The organism is Enterococcus durans (assembly GCF_002277935.1).
GTDB classification, from domain to species: domain Bacteria; phylum Bacillota; class Bacilli; order Lactobacillales; family Enterococcaceae; genus Enterococcus_B; species Enterococcus_B durans.
On the sequence record NZ_CP022930.1, the window covers coordinates 809,250 to 827,500 of the forward strand.

Below are 18,251 nucleotides of genomic sequence, written 5' to 3' on the forward strand. Positions count from 1 at the left end.
TTCATCTTATAAAGATGAATACAACGAATGTCTTTGCACGAGCAATCCATTCGCCTGTTTTCTAATCAAAGAAAACAAAAAAATCCTATAAAAAGATTGCTCTTTTTATAGGACGTAAACTACGTGGTACCACCTAACTTTGCCTTTTTGAAAAGGCCTCGAACGTTGTAACGGTCGTCACCGCATCTGCTTACTTCTATTTTCAGCAGATGCAACTCAAAGGCGAGTTCAAAAGCGTCCGTACACATTTCCACCAGCCATGTGCTCTCTAAAACTTTCGTCTTTTTACTACTTCCTTTTCAAACGTTGGTTTATTAAAAGTGTAGGTTCATAGTAACAAATAAATGACATAAGTTCAATTATTATTTGAGTGGTTCAAGCATTTATTTTGCTACGATCAATTGTTGGCCTGGATAAATGAAATTGTTCTTGATATTGTTCCATTCAATCAGTTGGTTCATCGTGATGCCATGGCTATCTGCGACTCCCCAGACAGATTCTCCCGCTTTGACCGTATATGTTTTTTGCCCAGTCGTTGGTGCAGATTGAGTAGTCCCTTTTTTGACGATTACTTGCTGCCCTGGGTAAATGAAATTATTCTTGATGTTGTTCCATTGGATCAATTGATCCATCGTGATGTTGTGCTTATTCGCAACGCCCCAAACAGATTCTCCTGCTTTGACTGTATAAATCGTATCGCCAGTTGATGCGGTACTTGTCGTATTCGAGGTATTCGGCGTGCTTGGCGTTGTTGCTGTTGTAGTTGAAGAAGTGTTCGTGCTAGTTGCAACACTTCCGCCTTTAACGATCAACTGTTGCCCTGGATAAATGAAATTGTTCTTGATATTGTTCCATTGGATCAATTGGTCCATCGAAATGCCATTTTTATTCGCAACACTCCAGACAGACTCACCCGCTTTGACTGTATAGGTACTTCCTGTATTCGTTGTCGCACCTGTATTCGTATTGGTATTATTTGTCGTAGTTTGGTTGGTCGTTGCTGAACTGCTTGAAGAACCATTCGAAACGACTAATTGTTGTCCTGGATAAATAAAATTATTTTTGATGTTGTTCCACTGGATCAACTGATTCATTGAGATACCATATTTATTGGACACGCTCCAGACGGAATCGCCTGATTTGACCGTATATTTGGTACCAGAAACTGCCGTGTTCCCTGCATTATTTGAACTACTTGATGCGTTCCCAGTATTCGTCGTAGTGGAAGAAGAGCTTCCCCCATTTGACACAATCAATTGTTGCCCTGGATAAACAAAATTATTTTTGATGTTGTTCCATTGGATCAGTTGATTCATTGAAATACCGTGGTCATTTGCGATCTTCCAAACAGAATCACCTGATTTGACTGTATATTTTGCACCAGAAGTTTGACCAGTACCTGCGGAAGTATTACTGTTTCCAGAAGAATTTGTATTATTTCCAGAGTTATTTGTTGAAGAACCGGTTGTTTGACCACCTTTGATCGTTAACTTTTGTCCTGGATAAATAAAATTATTTTTGATATTGTTCCATTCGATCAACTGTGACATACTGATACCAAATGAATTCGAGATTCCCCAGACAGAGTCACCCGATTTGACTGTATAGGTAGTTGAAGTAGTTCCCGTACTCCCTGTATTGGTGTTACTACCTGTATTTCCAGTATTTGTGTTGCCACCAGTCGTTGCACCACCGCCAGCATTACCGCTTGCTGGTGTATCATATTTTGTTAAGCCGTAAGTTAAAATGATATTGTTCAATTTTCCAGCATAACTTGGGTCTGTTGCATAGCGTCCAGTCAAGTAAGCTGTTGCATCTGTATAGGATTTCGTATTGCTTTTCCAAGTACCTGCATAATAATAGCCATTGCCAAATGAAGTATTACGTAAAACATAGGCGTTATCACTGAATGACTCCGCAAAAGAAGGGTATTGACGGAATGGTTCTTTCTTAGTCACCCACTGATTGTTCAAGTATTCAAGTGTATCCATATAAACGGTTTGTCCTTGGTAGCTACCCTTGATACCAAATAAATTGTGATACGGTGCTTGAGACAACGCGCTGCTACCCCAACCACTTTCAACGACCGCTTGGGCGATCATCACGGAGGCGTATAAATCATTGGCTTGTGCAATTGGTTGAGCATAAGTCGCGATTTCCGTAATAAATGCTGCAGTATTGATTCTTGCGCCAAACTGAGTTGGCGTTTGATCAGCATTTACTGGCACTGGTTGTATCAAAGGTGCCGCTACAGAACAGCCTACCATTGCAGTACCGACTAGAGCGGCACTACGTTTTACTTTGCGGAATCGCTTGGTCTCTTCTAAACGTCTGCGTTCCTTTCTTGCAATGTTTTCCATCTTCTATCCTCCAAATTCTGTTTACAATTTCTCTACTATTATAACAATTATAACTTCTCTTAAACTTTATTAAAAGTTATTTAAGACTCATTATCCTTATTGTAACCAGACTGTAATTTTTCGTAATTTTCCATATGTAGGAAAAAATAAAACGTTGGTATGACTAGACTGCGTGTTTTCAGCTAAACACATCGCTGTCTTTTATGAAAATAAGTATGTCGGTTATATTACCTGAAAATGTCTAAGTGATTACATTGGTCTATTGCCAAATAGAAATGTTGTTTTTTGCGTATATTTTTAGCTCACATAACAGATATGAAAGTTTTTTATAAGTCTAAGAATGCTATAATGAATTATTGTTGAAAAGGAGGAAACTTATGAAACAAAAAACAACTTTTCATGTAGTCGGTACTCTTTTTTTATTCCTATTTTTCATATTAGGCTACATTGTTAAATATCGGATCAACTTATTATCAGGATTTGATCAAACCATAACTGAAATCATACGCACACCTTATCCTGATTGGAACCACTACCAGCTATTTATCACAACATTCGGAAATGCACTGACTGTGATTGTTGTATTTTTACTTGTTCTGGCATTTTTGTGGTGGAAGAAAAAACACATTGAACTGATTTGGTTTGCGACTAATTTTGTCGTGATAGCCGGAATCATCAATCCATTGATCAAATTATTCGTGATGCGGTTGCGTCCAACGCTTCCTCACTTAGTTGTTGAACACAGCTACAGTTTTCCTAGTGGGCATTCTGCTGCAAGTATGATTTTATATGGGACACTTTTATTTTTACTTCCTAGCCTGATCAAGAAAAAGGGAATCGCCACATTGCTTCAACTTCTGTTGGCGTTTATTATAGTAAGTGTTGGTGCAAGCCGAATATATCTAGGTGTCCATTTCCCAAGTGATGTTTTAGGTGGATATTTGCTCAGCCTAAGTTGGCTCTTTCTCACTTATCCAACCTATAGAGAAAAAAAGGAACAGATTGAACTGCATACGATAGATTAACATTTCAACAATTATTTTTTAGATATTTAAAGGGGTACGAGAAGACTTCTCGTGACCTTTAGAAAGAAGGATTTTTATGGACTTTCCTTATTCAGATGGAAACAAACGTTACCATTCATGGAACTATGCTTTAAGAAATGAGTTTGGTGGCAAGATTTTTAAAGTACCGATAGACGGCGGTTTTGATTGTCCGAATCGTGATGGCACAGTCGCTCACGGTGGCTGTACTTTTTGTAGTGTTTCTGGTTCAGGAGATATGATCGTCGCTCCAGAAGATCCATTACCTATCCAGTTTCACAAAGAAATCGATATGATGCATAAAAAATGGCCTGGTGTGGAACAATATATCGTTTATTTCCAAAATTTCACCAATACGCACGCTCCTGTCGAAGTGATCCGAGAACGATTTGAACAAGTAATCAATTTACCTGGTGTTGTTGGATTATCCATTGGGACCCGCCCTGATTGTTTGCCAGATGAAGTGGTGGATTATTTAGCAGAGCTAAATCAACGTCTTTATTTGTGGGTGGAATTAGGCTTACAAACAACCTTCGAAGAAACCTCCACTCTGATCAATCGTGCCCATGACTATCAGACCTATTTAGATGGTGTGGCGAAGTTACGCAAACATGATATTCGTGTCTGCGCCCACTTGATCAATGGTTTACCTGGGGAAACATTAGACATGATGCGGGAGAATGTTCGCCGAACGATTTTAGATTCGGATATCCAAGGAATCAAACTTCACTTGATGCACTTGATGCGTAAAACAAAAATGTTGCGTGACTATCATGAAGGACGATTGCAATTGATGAGTCGCCCCGATTATGTCAACGTCATTTGTGATCAATTAGAGATGATCCCTAAAGAAATCATTATCCACCGTTTAACAGGTGACGCACCGTGGGATTCATTGATCGGGCCTATGTGGAGTCTAAAAAAATGGGAAGTCTTGAACGCAATAGATGATGAACTTATTCGTCGTGATAGCTACCAAGGAAAATTCAATATAAGAGAAGGAGTACTCAGCTGATGTTACAGACGGCATTGCACTTTAGCCACTCTTTATTAGAAGAAATCCTCCAACCCGGTGATCACGTCATAGATGCCACCATGGGAAATGGGTATGACACAGTCTTCATGGCTGAAAAAATCGGCAAAACTGGACATGTCTATAGTTTTGATATTCAAAAAGAGGCTTTGCTTTCCACTAAGAGTAAGCTTACCGAACAAGATTTACTAGACCGTACCTCTTTGTTTTTACAAGGTCATGAAACACTAGGTACAGTAGTCGATGAAGCACAACCCATCAAAGCAGGCATCTTTAATCTAGGCTATTTACCAAAAAGCGATAAATCAGTCATCACCCTACCTGAAACCACTCGTACAGCAATGGAAGAAATCCTCAAACGCCTCGTGCCAAGAGGTCGGATGATCCTAGTCGTCTATTACGGTCATGAAGGCGGCGAAAAAGAGTTAGATATGGTCCAAGACTATTGCCAATCACTACCACAAGAAAAGTACAATGTCCTAAAATACCAATTCATCAATCAAAAAAACAACCCACCGATTTTGTATTGCGTTGAAAAAAAGGTTGTGAAAAGAGCGCTTTGACCTGAGCGATAAGGAGGAAAATCTCGAAATAGCTTTTCATATTTTGAGATTTTTTGACTTATTGCCGAAGGTCAGCTCTTTGAACACCGTGGAAAAGGTTGTGAAAAAGCCCGTATAGCTCCGCTGACAATAAGAATGGATTTTTCGAAACAGCTTTTCATGTTTTGAAAAATTCAGACTTATTTCAAGGAGTTGGCTTTTGAACACCGTGGATTAGGTTATGAAAAGGCTGCTCTGCATCAAGCAATAAGAATGAACAGAGAAAAACAGCTTTTCATGTTTTTCATCTGTTTAGGCTTATTGTTGAAGATGCAAGCCTTTGAACACCGTGGAAGAGGTTGTGAAAGAAGCGTACAGCTCCGAGCAAATAAGAACTAGATTTCTAAAATAGCTTCTCATATTTTGGAAATCTAGTTCTTATTGCTGAGGAGTTGCTTCTTGAACACCGTGGATAAAGGTTGTGAAAAGAGTGCTTTGACATATCGCTGAAGATCAGCTCTTTGATAAGGTTGTGAAAAGCCTGCTCTGCATCAAGCAATAAAAATGAACAGCACCTTGTCGATAAAAAAAGCGTACGATGGAAAGATCACCAAAATCTTCCCTCGTACGTTTTTTCTTCTATTATTCAAATACAAATTGGTTGTGGTATAACTCTGCGTAAAAACCGTCTTCTGCTAATAACTGATGATGATTTCCTTCTTCAATAACTTTACCATCTCGTAATACAACGATTCGATCAGCATTTAAAATCGTCTTCAAACGGTGAGCGATCACAAAACTTGTCCGTCCTTTGATGGCTTCGTCCATTGCTTTCTGGATTCTAGCTTCTGTCACAGTATCTACGTTACTAGTTGCTTCATCTAAGATCAGTAAAGCGGGATTTGTGATGATTGTCCGAGCAATACTGATCAACTGTTTTTGCCCCGTACTAAACAGATTATTTTCTTCAGATACTTCCGTTTCATATCCTTTATCTAAATTCATGATGAAATCATGGATATTTGCTTGTCGGGCTGCATTGATGACCTCTTCATCTGTCGCATCTGGTTTTCCGAATACGATATTGTCACGAATCGTTCCAGAGAACAAGACAGATTCTTGTAAAACGATCCCAACATGTTTACGTAAAGCATCTAGATCGTATTCGCGGATATCTGTCCCATCAATCGTAACTGACCCGCTATTGACATCGTAAAAGCGATTGAGTAAATTCATGATGGTTGTTTTACCTGAACCAGTTGGCCCTACTAAGGCAACCATTTCCCCTTTGTCCACATTGATCGATACATCATTTAGCACCATTTTATCAGGACTGTAACCAAAATCTACATGATTCAACGCTAACCCTTTTTCAATGCCGTCAAACGGTTGTCCATGTTCTGGTTTCACTTCATCTTTTTCAGCAAACATTTCATTTAATCTTCTTGCTCCAGTAATCGCTAATTGAATCATGCTGTAACCAGAAGAAATCTGCATCAATGGTTGGTAATATTGTTGGGAGTATTGAACAAATGTGACGACTAATCCTAAAGCCACTGAACGTTCCAGATCCCCATTCAAGGCTAACCAACCGCCAAAGAAAATGACGATTGCAGTATTCACTAGTGACATTCCTTGCATCATCGGGAAGAGTAAACCAGAATAAGCTTGTCCTTTGAACGTTGCTTTTCGAACCGTTTCGTTGTGTTCCAAAAATCCGTCAATCGTTTCTTCTTGCAGTCCATTGGTGATGATCACACGCTGTCCACTGATTTTTTCATCCATATATCCATTCAGTTTACCGACTTCGTCTTGTTGTAGATCAACGTATTTTCTTGCTTTTCGAATAACCAGTACTGCGATTAAAATAGCAACTGGGGTGGACGCGATCGTTGCCCATGCTAATTCAACATTTTGACGAAACATCATGATCAAGATACCAAAAAGTAACACAATATTGGTAATTACTTGAAGCAAAGCTTGATTTAAACTGTTTTGGATGTTATCCAAATCACTGGTAAATCGACTTAAAATTTCACCATCTTGATGAGAGTCAAAAAAGCGGATCGTCAATTTTTCCAACTTATTGAATAGCCCGATACGCATGCGGTTGGTTGACTTGCCAACAACTTGTGTAAACAAGATACTGTAAATAAAATTCGCTGCACTCGCCAACACATAGAAAATCAACAGCTTCCAGATAATAGATAGAAAACTACTTTTATCATCTACCCCTTGCATCAAGGCGCCAATATAGTTTGCTAATTCTTGGAAGGCTTCACCAATATACTGTGGTGCTTTGACCTGGAGATATGTCGCAATGATGACTGTAACAAAGATAAAGAAAAAGGAGACCTTATAACGTTTCAAATAATGATAGAAAAACTTACTTGCTTTGATCAAATCAGTCATGGTTACTCCTCCGTTCCTTTTTGAGTTTCAAAAATCTCTTGATAGATGCGGTTTGTTGCAGCTAATTCTTCATGTGTGCCTTCACCAACAAGTCTACCCTCATCTAAAACCAAGATACGATCTGCTTTCACAACCGAAGCAATCTTTTGCGCAATCACGATGGTTGTTGTATCTTTCAATTCTTTATTGAGTGCTTCTCGCACTAATTTTTCTGAACGTGCATCTAACGCACTTGTACTATCATCTAAGATCAAGATCTTAGGATCACCGATCACTCCACGAGTAATCGACAACCGTTGTTTCTGACCACCAGAGAAATTACTGCTGCGTTCTTCTACTGGTGCTTCGTAGCGGTCAGCCAGTTTTTCGATAAATTCCTTGGCTTGAGCGATGCCAGAAGCATGCTCCATGTCTTTTTCCGAAGCATCTTTCTTCCCTTGACGTAAGTTTTGTGCGATAGTACCAGAGAATAAAATAGCTTTTTGTAGGACAAATGCAACGGTATGGCGCAAGCTTTTTTCATTTACTTGGCGTAAATCGACACCACCGACTTCGACTTTTCCTGTTGTTGGGTCGAATAATCTTGGGATCAACTGTGCTAAAGTCGATTTACCTGCACCTGTTGCTCCAACGATCCCAACCATTTCCCCTGCTTGGATCGAAAAACTGATATCTTTTAATGTATCTTCATCGTCCCCAGGATAGCGGAAAGAGACATGATCGAACGTAACGGAGCCTGACAATTCCTGTTCTGGAACATCTGGATAAGTCAAATCTGGTTCTGTATCTAAAATTTCTTTGATTCGTTTTAAGGAAACTGCCGCTCTTGACGTCATCATCATCATCATTCCACCAATGATGATCGCCATCATGATCTGCATCAGATAATTCATGAATGAAGCAATCCCACCAATCAATGTTGGATCATCTTTGGCTATATCACTAACAAAGAAAATTGCGCCAACGACTGCTAGATTGGCCGCTAACATAAACGAAGGAATCATCACAGAAAATAAGGTTCCTACGATGATATTGTGTTTTGTTAAGTCTTCACTTACTTTACTAAAATTCTTTAATTGGTTTTCTTCTTGAACGAAAGATTTCACTACTCGAATCCCCATGAGGTTTTCTTTTGCGATACTGTTCACTTTATCGATCAATTTTTGAATGATCATAAAATGTTTTCCCATTCGTGTAAAGGATAACGCCGTGATCAAAAATACTGCCACGATCAGCGCTACGATGATCCACCATAATTGTGGCATAGTCAACATTGCTAGAATAAATGCCCCAATAAATAGAAATGGGATTCTAAATAATGATTGCAACGAGATCATGACTAAGTTCTGGATCTGCGTAATATCATTGGTCAAACGTACAACCAAGTTTCCTGCAGAAAATTGTTCGATATTTCCAAATGAAAAGGTTTGGATTTTTCGGAAAGCTTCTTCACGGATGTCTGCACTGACACCTTGGGCAACCTTTGCAGAAAAAATCGTATTCGTCACCCCAGCCGCTAGACCTAACAAAGCCAAACTGATCAAATAGACCCCGATTGTTTTCATTTCGTCGTTATCTTCTGTAATGATTGCTTCAAGTACTTGCTGCAGCAGTTTTGGTTGCCAAAGTGTGGCAGCGACCATGATAGCCACAGACAACAATGAAATGAAGACAGCACTCTTATATTTTTTTGCATGTCTTAAAATTAAGTTCATTGGTCGTTACACCCCTTTTTTTCAAAATTGACAGGTCTTATTTAACACTGTAAAATTAGACCGACTAACAATTTACCATGTATAAAAAAATAATGCAATACAAGAGGTTGATTAAATTGGAAACAAAGCTTTCTCAAGAAATAATTATCCAAACTGCCTTTGCGATTCTGGCAGAAACACAGGAACTTTCAAAATTATCCATGCGTAATCTAGCGTTTAAAGCAAATGTCAAAGCACCTGCAATTTACTGGTACTTCAAAAATAAACAAGAATTACTGCAAAAAATGGCAGAATCCATGGAAGATCAGCTTGTTATTCCTGCTATCCAGTTATCTTGGGAAGAACGACTTTTTCAATTTATGGAAAATTACTATGATCTTTACACTACGTTCCCTTGCGGTGCTGAACTTGAGATCAATACCATTCCAGCCTACTCTAGTCGGTTAGAACATTTAGAAATGATGATCCAAACCCTGATGCAAGCGGGCTTTTCGGTCACCCAAAGTCGGCAAGCCGTTTCCTCTCTCCATAATCTTTTGATTGGACAGCTGATGGACCATCAACATGAACAACAGCTTCGTCAAAAAATCATTGCAGGCAACCCTTCCCTAAAAACCGCGATCCTGACAATGAAAAATTATGTCGAAGAAAATGAATTAACTGGCCTAAAAGCCAGTATCACTGCACATCAACACGCAGAGAGTGAAAAACAGCTTTTCCTTTCAAGTATTTCTATATATATTGAAGGATTGAAACACATTAACTTCAAAGGTTAAGCTACGTCATCCCTCCCCCACACTTTTTGACTCACTAAAAAAGAATCCTTGATAAAATCGCAGCTCGAAATCATTCAAGTATTGCATTTTATCAAGGGTTCTTTTTATCATTCAAGAAGCGACTGTTTTCTTCTGTTTTTGTACCACTCCATTTTTTTACTATACCATTGAGTAAGCCAGATGAATAAGAGTGCCACTCCCACACCAATCATGTTATCTATTACTCTCATCATTGTTGATTCTGTTAATCCAAACAAACTACTTGCGACAGTCAATGCCCCAAAGCAGTTGAAAACCGTCTTATAGCGATAAGTCGAACAGATGCCCAATATAAACCCGCCGCTAAGACTCAGTAAACCGCTTGGTAACAAGGAACTTGCGACTATAAACAAGGCGCTCCCTAATATAGTTCCAAGGATTCGATCAATTGCCCGCTCTTTGAAAGTGATTCCTAAAAATCCATAACTGGAATATAAAGAAGAAAAAGCAAAACCAATCCACATGAAACGCTGAAAAGAACTATAGCGACTTAGCACAATCAAAATAGAAATACTTAGAGAATAACCAAATAGCCACACTAGTTGTCGTCTTTTTCCATTTCTCCATACAGCTAAAAATGAAGTCGTTTTGTTTTTTGTTCGATGTTTTTTATATAATATCACTGCAAATATCCCAAAAAAGAGAAGGAACAGGATACTTCGATTGAGCCATTGCTGTGGGGCTAATTTTTCTCCCCAGATAGAATACACAATAAAGATATAAGCAAAGCCATATAATCCTGCATTTCCCATTTTCGGCTCACTAGCAGTTACCAACAAAATGATCGTCAACAGTCCAAAATACACAACTAAACGAAGCATAGCGGAAGGAATCCACTGTATTTCAGGTAAAATAAAAAAAGCACCCATCACGCCAGCTAAGCCCCAGATAGAATGCGTGATAGTGTAACCAAAATCAACAAACCGTAGGCTCAACAGCATACAAAAAAATACGACAGCCTCCGCCTTTACTTCTATACCAAATATCGCCGTGACAATAGAGATCATCAGGACCGCAAAAGCCACAATCAAGCAGGAACGGCTGATTAATGAAGCCAGCCATCTTCTTTTTTCTTTCTTTGTTTTCGTCTCTTTTATCTTTTGTTTCAAAATAATCGGGTCTAACTGTAGAGACTGATAAAAGCCCAAGGGTCTCTCCTCCTTTAAAACAATTGCTTTTCTCATTCAAATGAAAAATTTTTCTACCTCTAGCTTTCTTTTTCTGACTCGTTCCAAGGAAGCTCTAGCGACAATCGCTTGGCGAATTCTTTATACTCATCTCGTTCATGTAACCTCTGAGTTCTTCTTTTTTCATACCCTGAACAAACCATTGCTTCTTCCGTGCTGCTGGGAAGGACTTTAGGAACAGTGAATTCCACTTCTTCATTCATATGAGAAGGAACTGCGACAAAGGTAGTGAAGCACGTAGCCGCAAGATAACGTTCGCCTGTTGTCAGATTCTCACCAATAATTTTGACGAAAACTTCCATTGATCTATGGTGCGTACCAGATACATAGGATTCCACACATACGGAATGATTTTCATGTAATGGTTTCAAAAAATTCAAGCTATCTAAAGAAGCCGTAACCGCTCCTCTTCGACAATGTCTCGTCACTGAAATTGATGCAGCATCATCGATCATCGTCATCAACTTTCCCCCAAACAAAAAACCAAACGGGTTCAGATCAAAAGGAAAAATCCGATGCGTCTGGATCACCATTGACTCTTTACAATACTTCGTTTCTTCCAAAAAAATTCACCTCATAAAATTATTTCTATTTTTTGTATTGTTTGCGTAGAGGAATATACCATAAATCATCAGGAAAACAAATAGATAACGTTCATTCAAAATGACTACAAAAAACAAAGCCCTGTGTAACGAAATAAACACTTCACTACACACGACTCTCATTTTCAACGCTCAAATTCAATTATAAGATAAAAAACGACTGACCATAAACGGTGCCAAAAATAAGCCTTTGGCAACCCGAAGTCAGCCGTTTCAATTAATTTTTATCTTCTTCAAAAAGCCAGTCAAGGGCCCGCTGGATCCATTGATCCCAGAAAATCCAATTGTGGTCTCCTGGTCCATGTTCAAAAGTGACACCAACGCCATTTTGTTTCATTGAATCCACCATTTCCTGATTGACATCATACAGAAAATCAGACTCACCGCAAGCTAGATACATACGAGGTGCGGTTTTTCCACTTTTGACTAATTGTTCCAACAGATACTGAGGATCATTAACCGAACCTTTGATTTGTTCTAATGGACCAAAAATGCCTTCCCAGAATTTTGCTTTACGAACCATTAAAAGATCATCCATACGGTTTCCAACAGAAATTGCTCCAGATAGAGAAATGATCGCAGCAAAATTTTCCGGTTTTGCTAAGCCAAGTTTCAATGCACCGTAACCACCCATTGATAACCCAGCAGCATACGTTTTTTCTCTTTTTGTCGTCAACTGTGGAAATAACTCATGACAGATTTCAGGAAGTTCTTCTGCTATAAATGTCCAATAATTCATGTCATAAGCCGTATCTGTGTACCAGCCAAGATCAGTAGAAGGCATGATGACTGCTAAGCCATGGTCTGCTACATATCTTTCTATCGACGTTCTTCGTTCCCAGACACTGTGATTTCCTCCCATTCCATGAAGAAGGTATAAAACTGGCACATCCATTGTTTCCTGTTCTGAACTCGTACCAATCACTTTTTTTGTCTTTTGCGGAAGGATCACATTTAGATTGACCTCCATCTCTAAGACATTCGAATAAATATTTGCTTGAATAAACGCCATGTTGAAACATCCTTTCTAAGGCTGTGAATGTAATCTTGTTTCTTATGTGAGTGGTATCTCTTCAAAATAATTACATGATTACCTTACGCCAATGGTTCTTTCGCTGTCTCATTTCAATACTCTCTTATTCTATCACTTTTATCTCGAACAAAAAACGTTAAGGCAAAAGCAAGTACTACTAAGAGCAATCCTACAAAATAAACTTGATGTAACCCATCATACAATATTCCACGTAATGGTGTAAGCAATCCCGCTTCGATTTCTTTCGCTGTTTGCGGATTAACAAGCTTGTTCATGATATCTGGATCATCCGTTAGATTCCTTGCTGCTAGTTCGCTTTGTGTAATGCCGTTGATCAATAACCCAAATATCGCCACCATCACTGTTTGACCAATTGTTCGAACCAATGTATTAAATGATGTAGCAACACCTAACTGTTCTCGTGGTACACTATTTTGCGCACTAACTGTTGAGGTCGTCATCGTTATCCCTAAGCCCACACCAATAACTGTTGAAATAGCAAAAAACCATAGAAAATTACTGTGGAATGGCATCAACCAAAGCCATGCGCCCCCGACAGCCGCAATAAACAAGCCGATCCGTAAGACCCAATTTGTTGCCATTTGTGTCATCCATTTACTTGCTAAGAAAGAACCAACCATCCAAACAAGAGAAAGTGGAGCCAATACTAATCCGCCCACTGCGGCATTCAATCCTAATACCCCTTGCATCCACATTGGGATATATACATCGATTCCCATCAAAAATCCACTAGCTAAAGCAGCAGCTAAATTCACGACTACAAATAGCGGGTTAGAAAACAGATGCAACATGATAACAGGGTCTTTTGCTCTTTTTTCTGCAAAGATGAACAGTCCTAGTAAAGCCACACTCCCTACAAGCAGACTGATCACTACAGGCGTAAACCCTTGATCTCCCAACAATTGAAATCCTAATAACAAGGCAACTAGCATCGCCATCAAACTAAAACTACCAAAAAGATCCATTGGTTTTGATTCATGCTGTACTTTCGGTTCATTCAAGTACAACCAAATCAAGATCATCAATAAGAGCCCAATCGGAACATTGATAAAAAAGATCCAGTGCCAGCTGATCGTTTCAACAATAAATCCACCCGCTAATGGACCAAACACACTAGCGATCCCCCAAGCTGAACTGTTGAGCCCTAATACCTTTGCTCTTTTTTCGATTGAATACAGATCACCGATGATCGTTAATGCAACAGGCATCATCGCTCCTGCCCCCATTCCCTGAACAGCTCGAGCTACAATCAAACCAATCATTGTTTGAGAAAGACCGCAAAATAGTGAACCGATAATAAATAATAGCGTACCAAAAATAAAAATCGGTTTACGTCCAATTTTGTCAGCTAACTTTCCATAGATAGGTGTCAGCATCGCATTTGTCAGTAAATAAATAGAAAATACCCAGTTCATGATTTCCATTCCATGAAGTGAACCTACAATCGTAGGCATCGCCGTTGTAACGATCGTTCCCTCGATTGCTGTCATAAAAGTCGCGATAAAAACACTGATCGTTACGAGTTTGACATTTGTTTCTCTTTTCATCTTATTCCTCCTTTTTATTTTTACAAGAATCATTTTGAGCCAAAAAAAATAAGCTAAATGACTTATCAGAAAATACCAGCTAAAAGCGATCGCTAGTTTACAGCTGATTTTTACCATAAAAAAACTGGAACAATCACCCTAAAGGCAATCATTCCAGCAACAAAACTCTACTTACCTAAACTTGCTTTTAATGCATCTACTTTGTCAGTATGTTCCCAAGGCAAATCAACATCTGTACGGCCAAAGTGTCCATAAGCTGCTGTTTGGCGATAGATTGGGCGACGCAAATCAAGCATTTCGATGATACCTGCTGGTCGTAGATCAAAGTTTTCTCTAACCGCTGCAATCAAGTCTTCTTCTGGAACTGTAGAAGTACCAAAAGTATTGATTGAAATAGAGACAGGTTGTGCAACACCGATCGCATAAGCGAGTTGAACTTCCACTTTATGTGCAAGACCAGCTGCTACGATGTTTTTAGCAATGTAGCGTGCGGCATAACTTGCTGAACGGTCAACTTTTGTTGCATCTTTACCAGAAAAGGCACCACCACCATGACGTGCATAGCCGCCATAAGTATCAACGATGATTTTTCTGCCTGTTAGACCAGCATCACCTTGAGGTCCGCCAATCACGAAACGGCCAGTAGGATTGATATAGTATTTTGTTTTATCATCTAGTAATTCAGCTGGAATAACTTCTTTTATTACTTTTTCGATGACATCACGATGAATTGTTTCATTATCGATTGCGTCATCATGCTGAGTAGAAATAACGATCGTATCAACACGTTCTGGTTGTCCATTATTATCATATTCTACTGTTACTTGTGATTTTGCATCTGGGCGTAAATAAGTCAATTCATTTGATTTACGCAAATCTGCTAAGCGACGGACTAAACGATGACTCAATGCGATTGGTAAAGGCATCAATTCCGGTGTTTCGTCAACTGCGAAACCAAACATCAACCCTTGGTCACCTGCACCGATTTCATCTAATACGTCTTTTTTATCTTCATCTCGGATTTCTAGTGCTTCATCCACACCTTGAGCAATATCAGGAGATTGTTCATCGATTGCAGCTAATACAGCTACCGTATCTCCATCAAATCCGAATTTGGCACGTGTATAACCAATTTCTTTGATTGTTTGGCGAACAACCTTTTGGATATCTACATAAGCTGTTGTAGAAATTTCTCCAAATACTAATACAAGACCAGTCGTTACAGATGTTTCACATGCAACTCGTGCTGTTGGATCTTGTGCCAAGATTGCATCCAATATGGCATCGCTGATTTGGTCAGCAATTTTATCTGGATGTCCTTCAGAAACAGATTCTGAGGTAAATAAATGTCTTTCTCCCATAAGTGATTCCCCCTAGTTAAATTCGGTTACAAGGCATCTCCGTATCGTACGGATCCTCTCGGGAACTTGCAACGAACCCAGTATAGCAGATAAAATAGATTTCTGCTCGTTTTTTTGTCGCTTTTAAATAAAAAAATGATTTTCATTTCATATAAAACGCTTCTTAAACGTCTCACTTTTACGATTTAATTCAAAACAACACTATTTTATTTAGCTCCTTCTTTTATACTCTGCTCGTCTCACTTTCTCCTTCCAAACAATCAGAACAAATCAACACGACCTAAAAAGACTTAGCACAACTATCCAGTAAGATAACTCTGCTAAGCCTTTTGAAATCATTCATTCGGACAAAAAGAAAAAGATACTTGAAAAAGTATCTTTAAATGACCCGTACGGGATTCGAACCCGTGTTACCGCCGTGAAAGGGCGGTGTCTTAACCGCTTGACCAACGGGCCAGGATGAAACTAATGGGCCTAAATGGACTCGAACCATCGACCTCACGCTTATCAGGCGTGCGCTCTAACCAGCTGAGCTATAGGCCCATAAAAAACTAAAAGCGGGTGACGAGAATCGAACTCGCGACAACAGCTTGGAAGGCTGTGGTTTTACCACTAAACTACACCCGCAGTATGGCGCGGGACAGAATCGAACTGCCGACACATGGAGCTTCAATCCATTGCTCTACCAACTGAGCTACCGAGCCAAACGGTTCCGACGGGAATCGAACCCGCGATCTCCTGCGTGACAGGCAGGCATGTTAACCCCTACACCACGGAACCAGTGTTTTTAGTTTTTAATTGCGGGAGCAGGATTTGAACCTACGACCTTCGGGTTATGAGCCCGACGAGCTACCAGACTGCTCCATCCCGCGATAATAGTAAAAGGAGGATAAGGGATTCGAACCCTTGCACGGTTTTACCCGCCTGACGGTTTTCAAGACCGTTCCCTTCAGCCGGACTTGGGTAATCCTCCAATATGAAACTGTATCATGACCCGTACGGGATTCGAACCCGTGTTACCGCCGTGAAAGGGCGGTGTCTTAACCGCTTGACCAACGGGCCAGGTAAAAATATTGAAACGGAGAAGGAGGGATTTGAACCCTCGCGCCGGTTTCCCGACCTACACCCTTAGCAGGGGCGCCTCTTCAGCCACTTGAGTACTTCCCCAAAACCAATAAGATTTTGTACTAATGGGCCTAAATGGACTCGAACCATCGACCTCACGCTTATCAGGCGTGCGCTCTAACCAGCTGAGCTATAGGCCCATAAAAAACTAAAAGCGGGTGACGAGAATCGAACTCGCGACAACAGCTTGGAAGGCTGTGGTTTTACCACTAAACTACACCCGCATGGCGGTCTGGACGGGACTCGAACCCGCGACCTCCTGCGTGACAGGCAGGCATTCTAACCAACTGAACTACCAAACCATGATTTTAGTTTTTTAATTGTGACTTTATAAAATAAAGTCAATTGCGGGAGCAGGATTTGAACCTACGACCTTCGGGTTATGAGCCCGACGAGCTACCAGACTGCTCCATCCCGCGATAATAGTAAAAAGGAGGATAAGGGATTCGAACCCTTGCACGGTTTTACCCGCCTGACGGTTTTCAAGACCGTTCCCTTCAGCCGGACTTGGGTAATCCTCCAATATGAAACTTACAACGCCACTATGGACCTTGTAGGACTCGAACCTACGACCGGACGGTTATGAGCCGTCTGCTCTAACCAACTGAGCTAAAGGTCCAGGCTCTTAAAAATCGCGGCGGAGGGGATCGAACCCCCGACCTCCCGGGTATGAACCGGACGCTCTAGCCAGCTGAGCTACACCGCGAAAAAGATATTCATTATTTAAATGAAATGGAGCCTAGCGGGATCGAACCGCTGACCTCCTGCGTGCAAAGCAGGCGCTCTCCCAGCTGAGCTAAGGCCCCGTGTTGATTTATTTCATTATCGGGAAGACAGGATTCGAACCTGCGACCCCTTGGTCCCAAACCAAGTGCTCTACCAAGCTGAGCTACTTCCCGTTGTTCTAACGCGCCCAAGAGGAGTCGAACCCCTAACCTTTTGATCCGTAGTCAAACACTCTATCCAGTTGAGCTATGGGCGCATATTTGTAATGCCGAGGACCGGAATCGAACCGGTACGGTGATCACTCACCGCAGGATTTTAAGTCCTGTGCGTCTGCCAGTTCCGCCACCCCGGCGTATTGCTTTGGCAAAGCGGAAAACGGGGTTCGAACCCGCGACCCCCACCTTGGCAAGGTGGTGCTCTACCACTGAGCTATTTCCGCGTGGTTATGATGCCGGCTAAAGGATTTGAACCCTCGACCCTCTGATTACAAATCAGATGCTCTACCAACTGAGCTAAGCCGGCATGTGTAAATCATATAATGCGGGTGAAGGGACTTGAACCCCCACGCCGTAAGGCGCTAGATCCTAAATCTAGTGCGTCTGCCAATTCCGCCACACCCGCAAAAAATATGAGCCGTACAGGGCTCGAACCTGTGACCCTCTGATTAAAAGTCAGATGCTCTACCAACTGAGCTAACGGCTCATATGGAGGTTAACGGGATCGAACCGC

12 protein-coding genes, 25 tRNA genes, 1 riboswitch and 1 other annotated feature (1 of these 39 only partly in view) are annotated in these 18,251 nt (G+C 40.5%); of the genes, 4 read left to right on the forward strand and 33 right to left on the reverse strand.

The features are described from left to right. Positions 1-105: 105 nt before the first annotated feature. Positions 106-313, reverse strand: a binding site (T-box leader). A gap of 70 nt (positions 314-383) precedes the next feature. Then, the gene (locus CJZ72_RS03865; protein WP_081134140.1) at positions 384-2,360 is read right to left on the reverse strand and encodes a LysM peptidoglycan-binding domain-containing protein; all 1,977 of its coding nucleotides are present in this window, start codon (positions 2,358-2,360) and stop codon (positions 384-386) included. Between the two features lie 377 nt (positions 2,361-2,737). Here CJZ72_RS03865 and CJZ72_RS03870 point away from each other — a divergent pair, with 377 nt between their 5' ends. From CJZ72_RS03870 to CJZ72_RS03880, 3 genes are all read left to right on the forward strand, one after another. Continuing rightward, positions 2,738-3,385: a phosphatase PAP2 family protein gene (locus CJZ72_RS03870; RefSeq protein ID WP_081134139.1), complete on the forward strand. Its 648-nt coding sequence runs from the start codon at positions 2,738-2,740 to the stop codon at positions 3,383-3,385. Between the two features lie 76 nt (positions 3,386-3,461). After that, the gene (locus tag CJZ72_RS03875; RefSeq protein ID WP_095443642.1) at positions 3,462-4,418 is read left to right on the forward strand and encodes a TIGR01212 family radical SAM protein; all 957 of its coding nucleotides are present in this window, start codon (positions 3,462-3,464) and stop codon (positions 4,416-4,418) included. After that, positions 4,418-4,999: a tRNA (mnm(5)s(2)U34)-methyltransferase gene (locus tag CJZ72_RS03880; RefSeq protein ID WP_081134137.1), complete on the forward strand. Its 582-nt coding sequence runs from the start codon at positions 4,418-4,420 to the stop codon at positions 4,997-4,999. The genes CJZ72_RS03875 and CJZ72_RS03880 overlap by 1 nt, the downstream gene beginning before the upstream one ends. A gap of 621 nt (positions 5,000-5,620) precedes the next feature. Here the strand turns inward: CJZ72_RS03880 and CJZ72_RS03890 are convergent. Both CJZ72_RS03890 and CJZ72_RS03895 read right to left on the reverse strand, forming a co-directional pair. Continuing rightward, a complete protein-coding gene (locus CJZ72_RS03890) occupies positions 5,621-7,390 on the reverse strand; it encodes an ABC transporter ATP-binding protein (protein ID WP_095443644.1) in 1,770 nt (589 codons plus the stop codon). Between the two features lie 2 nt (positions 7,391-7,392). Further along, entirely contained in the window at positions 7,393-9,105 is a 1,713-nt protein-coding gene (locus CJZ72_RS03895) for an ABC transporter ATP-binding protein (RefSeq protein WP_005877999.1), read from the reverse strand. Positions 9,106-9,221: 116 nt separating this feature from the next. Here CJZ72_RS03895 and CJZ72_RS03900 point away from each other — a divergent pair, with 116 nt between their 5' ends. Next, on the forward strand, positions 9,222-9,881 hold the full coding sequence (locus tag CJZ72_RS03900) for a TetR family transcriptional regulator (RefSeq protein ID WP_081134135.1): 660 nt from the start codon (positions 9,222-9,224) through the stop codon (positions 9,879-9,881). A gap of 107 nt (positions 9,882-9,988) precedes the next feature. Here CJZ72_RS03900 and CJZ72_RS03905 read toward each other — a convergent pair whose 3' ends face one another. The 30 genes from CJZ72_RS03905 to CJZ72_RS04050 all read right to left on the reverse strand — a co-directional run. Further along, a complete protein-coding gene (locus CJZ72_RS03905) occupies positions 9,989-11,068 on the reverse strand; it encodes an FUSC family protein (protein WP_081134134.1) in 1,080 nt (359 codons plus the stop codon). A 59-nt stretch (positions 11,069-11,127) separates the two neighbouring features. Next, a complete protein-coding gene (locus CJZ72_RS03910; RefSeq protein WP_081134133.1) occupies positions 11,128-11,670 on the reverse strand; it encodes an acyl-CoA thioesterase in 543 nt (180 codons plus the stop codon). A gap of 256 nt (positions 11,671-11,926) precedes the next feature. Beyond that, complete coding sequence (locus CJZ72_RS03915; protein WP_005877994.1) at positions 11,927-12,721, reverse strand: alpha/beta hydrolase; 795 nt, start codon at positions 12,719-12,721, stop codon at positions 11,927-11,929. Between the two features lie 113 nt (positions 12,722-12,834). After that, positions 12,835-14,310, reverse strand: a complete 1,476-nt coding sequence (locus CJZ72_RS03920; RefSeq protein WP_081134132.1) for an MDR family MFS transporter — start codon at positions 14,308-14,310, stop codon at positions 12,835-12,837. Positions 14,311-14,477: 167 nt separating this feature from the next. Next, a complete protein-coding gene (gene metK / locus CJZ72_RS03925) occupies positions 14,478-15,671 on the reverse strand; it encodes a methionine adenosyltransferase (protein WP_081134131.1) in 1,194 nt (397 codons plus the stop codon). Beyond that, positions 15,669-15,748: riboswitch (SMK box riboswitch) on the reverse strand. (Overlaps the previous gene by 3 nt.) Before the next feature lie 307 nt (positions 15,749-16,055). Further along, positions 16,056-16,127, reverse strand: a tRNA-Glu gene (locus CJZ72_RS03930). 13 nt (positions 16,128-16,140) lie between these two features. Beyond that, positions 16,141-16,214, reverse strand: a tRNA-Ile gene (locus tag CJZ72_RS03935). Positions 16,215-16,227: 13 nt separating this feature from the next. Continuing rightward, positions 16,228-16,298: transfer RNA gene (locus CJZ72_RS03940), tRNA-Gly, on the reverse strand. Positions 16,299-16,302: 4 nt separating this feature from the next. Further along, positions 16,303-16,375: transfer RNA gene (locus CJZ72_RS03945), tRNA-Phe, on the reverse strand. A 3-nt stretch (positions 16,376-16,378) separates the two neighbouring features. Continuing rightward, positions 16,379-16,451, reverse strand: a tRNA-Asp gene (locus CJZ72_RS03950). A gap of 18 nt (positions 16,452-16,469) precedes the next feature. Next, a tRNA-Met gene (locus CJZ72_RS03955) sits at positions 16,470-16,543 on the reverse strand. Positions 16,544-16,554: 11 nt separating this feature from the next. Next, positions 16,555-16,644 (reverse strand) — tRNA-Ser (locus tag CJZ72_RS03960). Positions 16,645-16,661: 17 nt separating this feature from the next. Next, positions 16,662-16,733 (reverse strand) — tRNA-Glu (locus CJZ72_RS03965). 17 nt (positions 16,734-16,750) lie between these two features. Beyond that, positions 16,751-16,838: transfer RNA gene (locus CJZ72_RS03970), tRNA-Ser, on the reverse strand. A gap of 24 nt (positions 16,839-16,862) precedes the next feature. Continuing rightward, positions 16,863-16,936: transfer RNA gene (locus CJZ72_RS03975), tRNA-Ile, on the reverse strand. Between the two features lie 13 nt (positions 16,937-16,949). Then, positions 16,950-17,020: transfer RNA gene (locus CJZ72_RS03980), tRNA-Gly, on the reverse strand. Position 17,021: 1 nt separating this feature from the next. Then, positions 17,022-17,098: transfer RNA gene (locus CJZ72_RS03985), tRNA-Asp, on the reverse strand. Between the two features lie 43 nt (positions 17,099-17,141). Beyond that, a tRNA-Met gene (locus CJZ72_RS03990) sits at positions 17,142-17,215 on the reverse strand. 12 nt (positions 17,216-17,227) lie between these two features. Then, a tRNA-Ser gene (locus CJZ72_RS03995) sits at positions 17,228-17,317 on the reverse strand. Between the two features lie 24 nt (positions 17,318-17,341). Then, a tRNA-Ile gene (locus CJZ72_RS04000) sits at positions 17,342-17,415 on the reverse strand. Positions 17,416-17,428: 13 nt separating this feature from the next. Beyond that, positions 17,429-17,502, reverse strand: a tRNA-Met gene (locus tag CJZ72_RS04005). 27 nt (positions 17,503-17,529) lie between these two features. Beyond that, positions 17,530-17,602: transfer RNA gene (locus CJZ72_RS04010), tRNA-Ala, on the reverse strand. Between the two features lie 19 nt (positions 17,603-17,621). After that, positions 17,622-17,695 (reverse strand) — tRNA-Pro (locus CJZ72_RS04015). 9 nt (positions 17,696-17,704) lie between these two features. Next, positions 17,705-17,778 (reverse strand) — tRNA-Arg (locus CJZ72_RS04020). Positions 17,779-17,788: 10 nt separating this feature from the next. Continuing rightward, positions 17,789-17,874: transfer RNA gene (locus CJZ72_RS04025), tRNA-Leu, on the reverse strand. A gap of 15 nt (positions 17,875-17,889) precedes the next feature. Next, positions 17,890-17,961, reverse strand: a tRNA-Gly gene (locus CJZ72_RS04030). A gap of 10 nt (positions 17,962-17,971) precedes the next feature. Further along, positions 17,972-18,044: transfer RNA gene (locus CJZ72_RS04035), tRNA-Thr, on the reverse strand. Between the two features lie 17 nt (positions 18,045-18,061). After that, positions 18,062-18,143 (reverse strand) — tRNA-Leu (locus CJZ72_RS04040). An 8-nt stretch (positions 18,144-18,151) separates the two neighbouring features. Continuing rightward, positions 18,152-18,224: transfer RNA gene (locus CJZ72_RS04045), tRNA-Lys, on the reverse strand. Between the two features lie 3 nt (positions 18,225-18,227). Further along, positions 18,228-18,251, reverse strand: a tRNA-Val gene (locus CJZ72_RS04050); it runs 49 nt beyond the window's last position.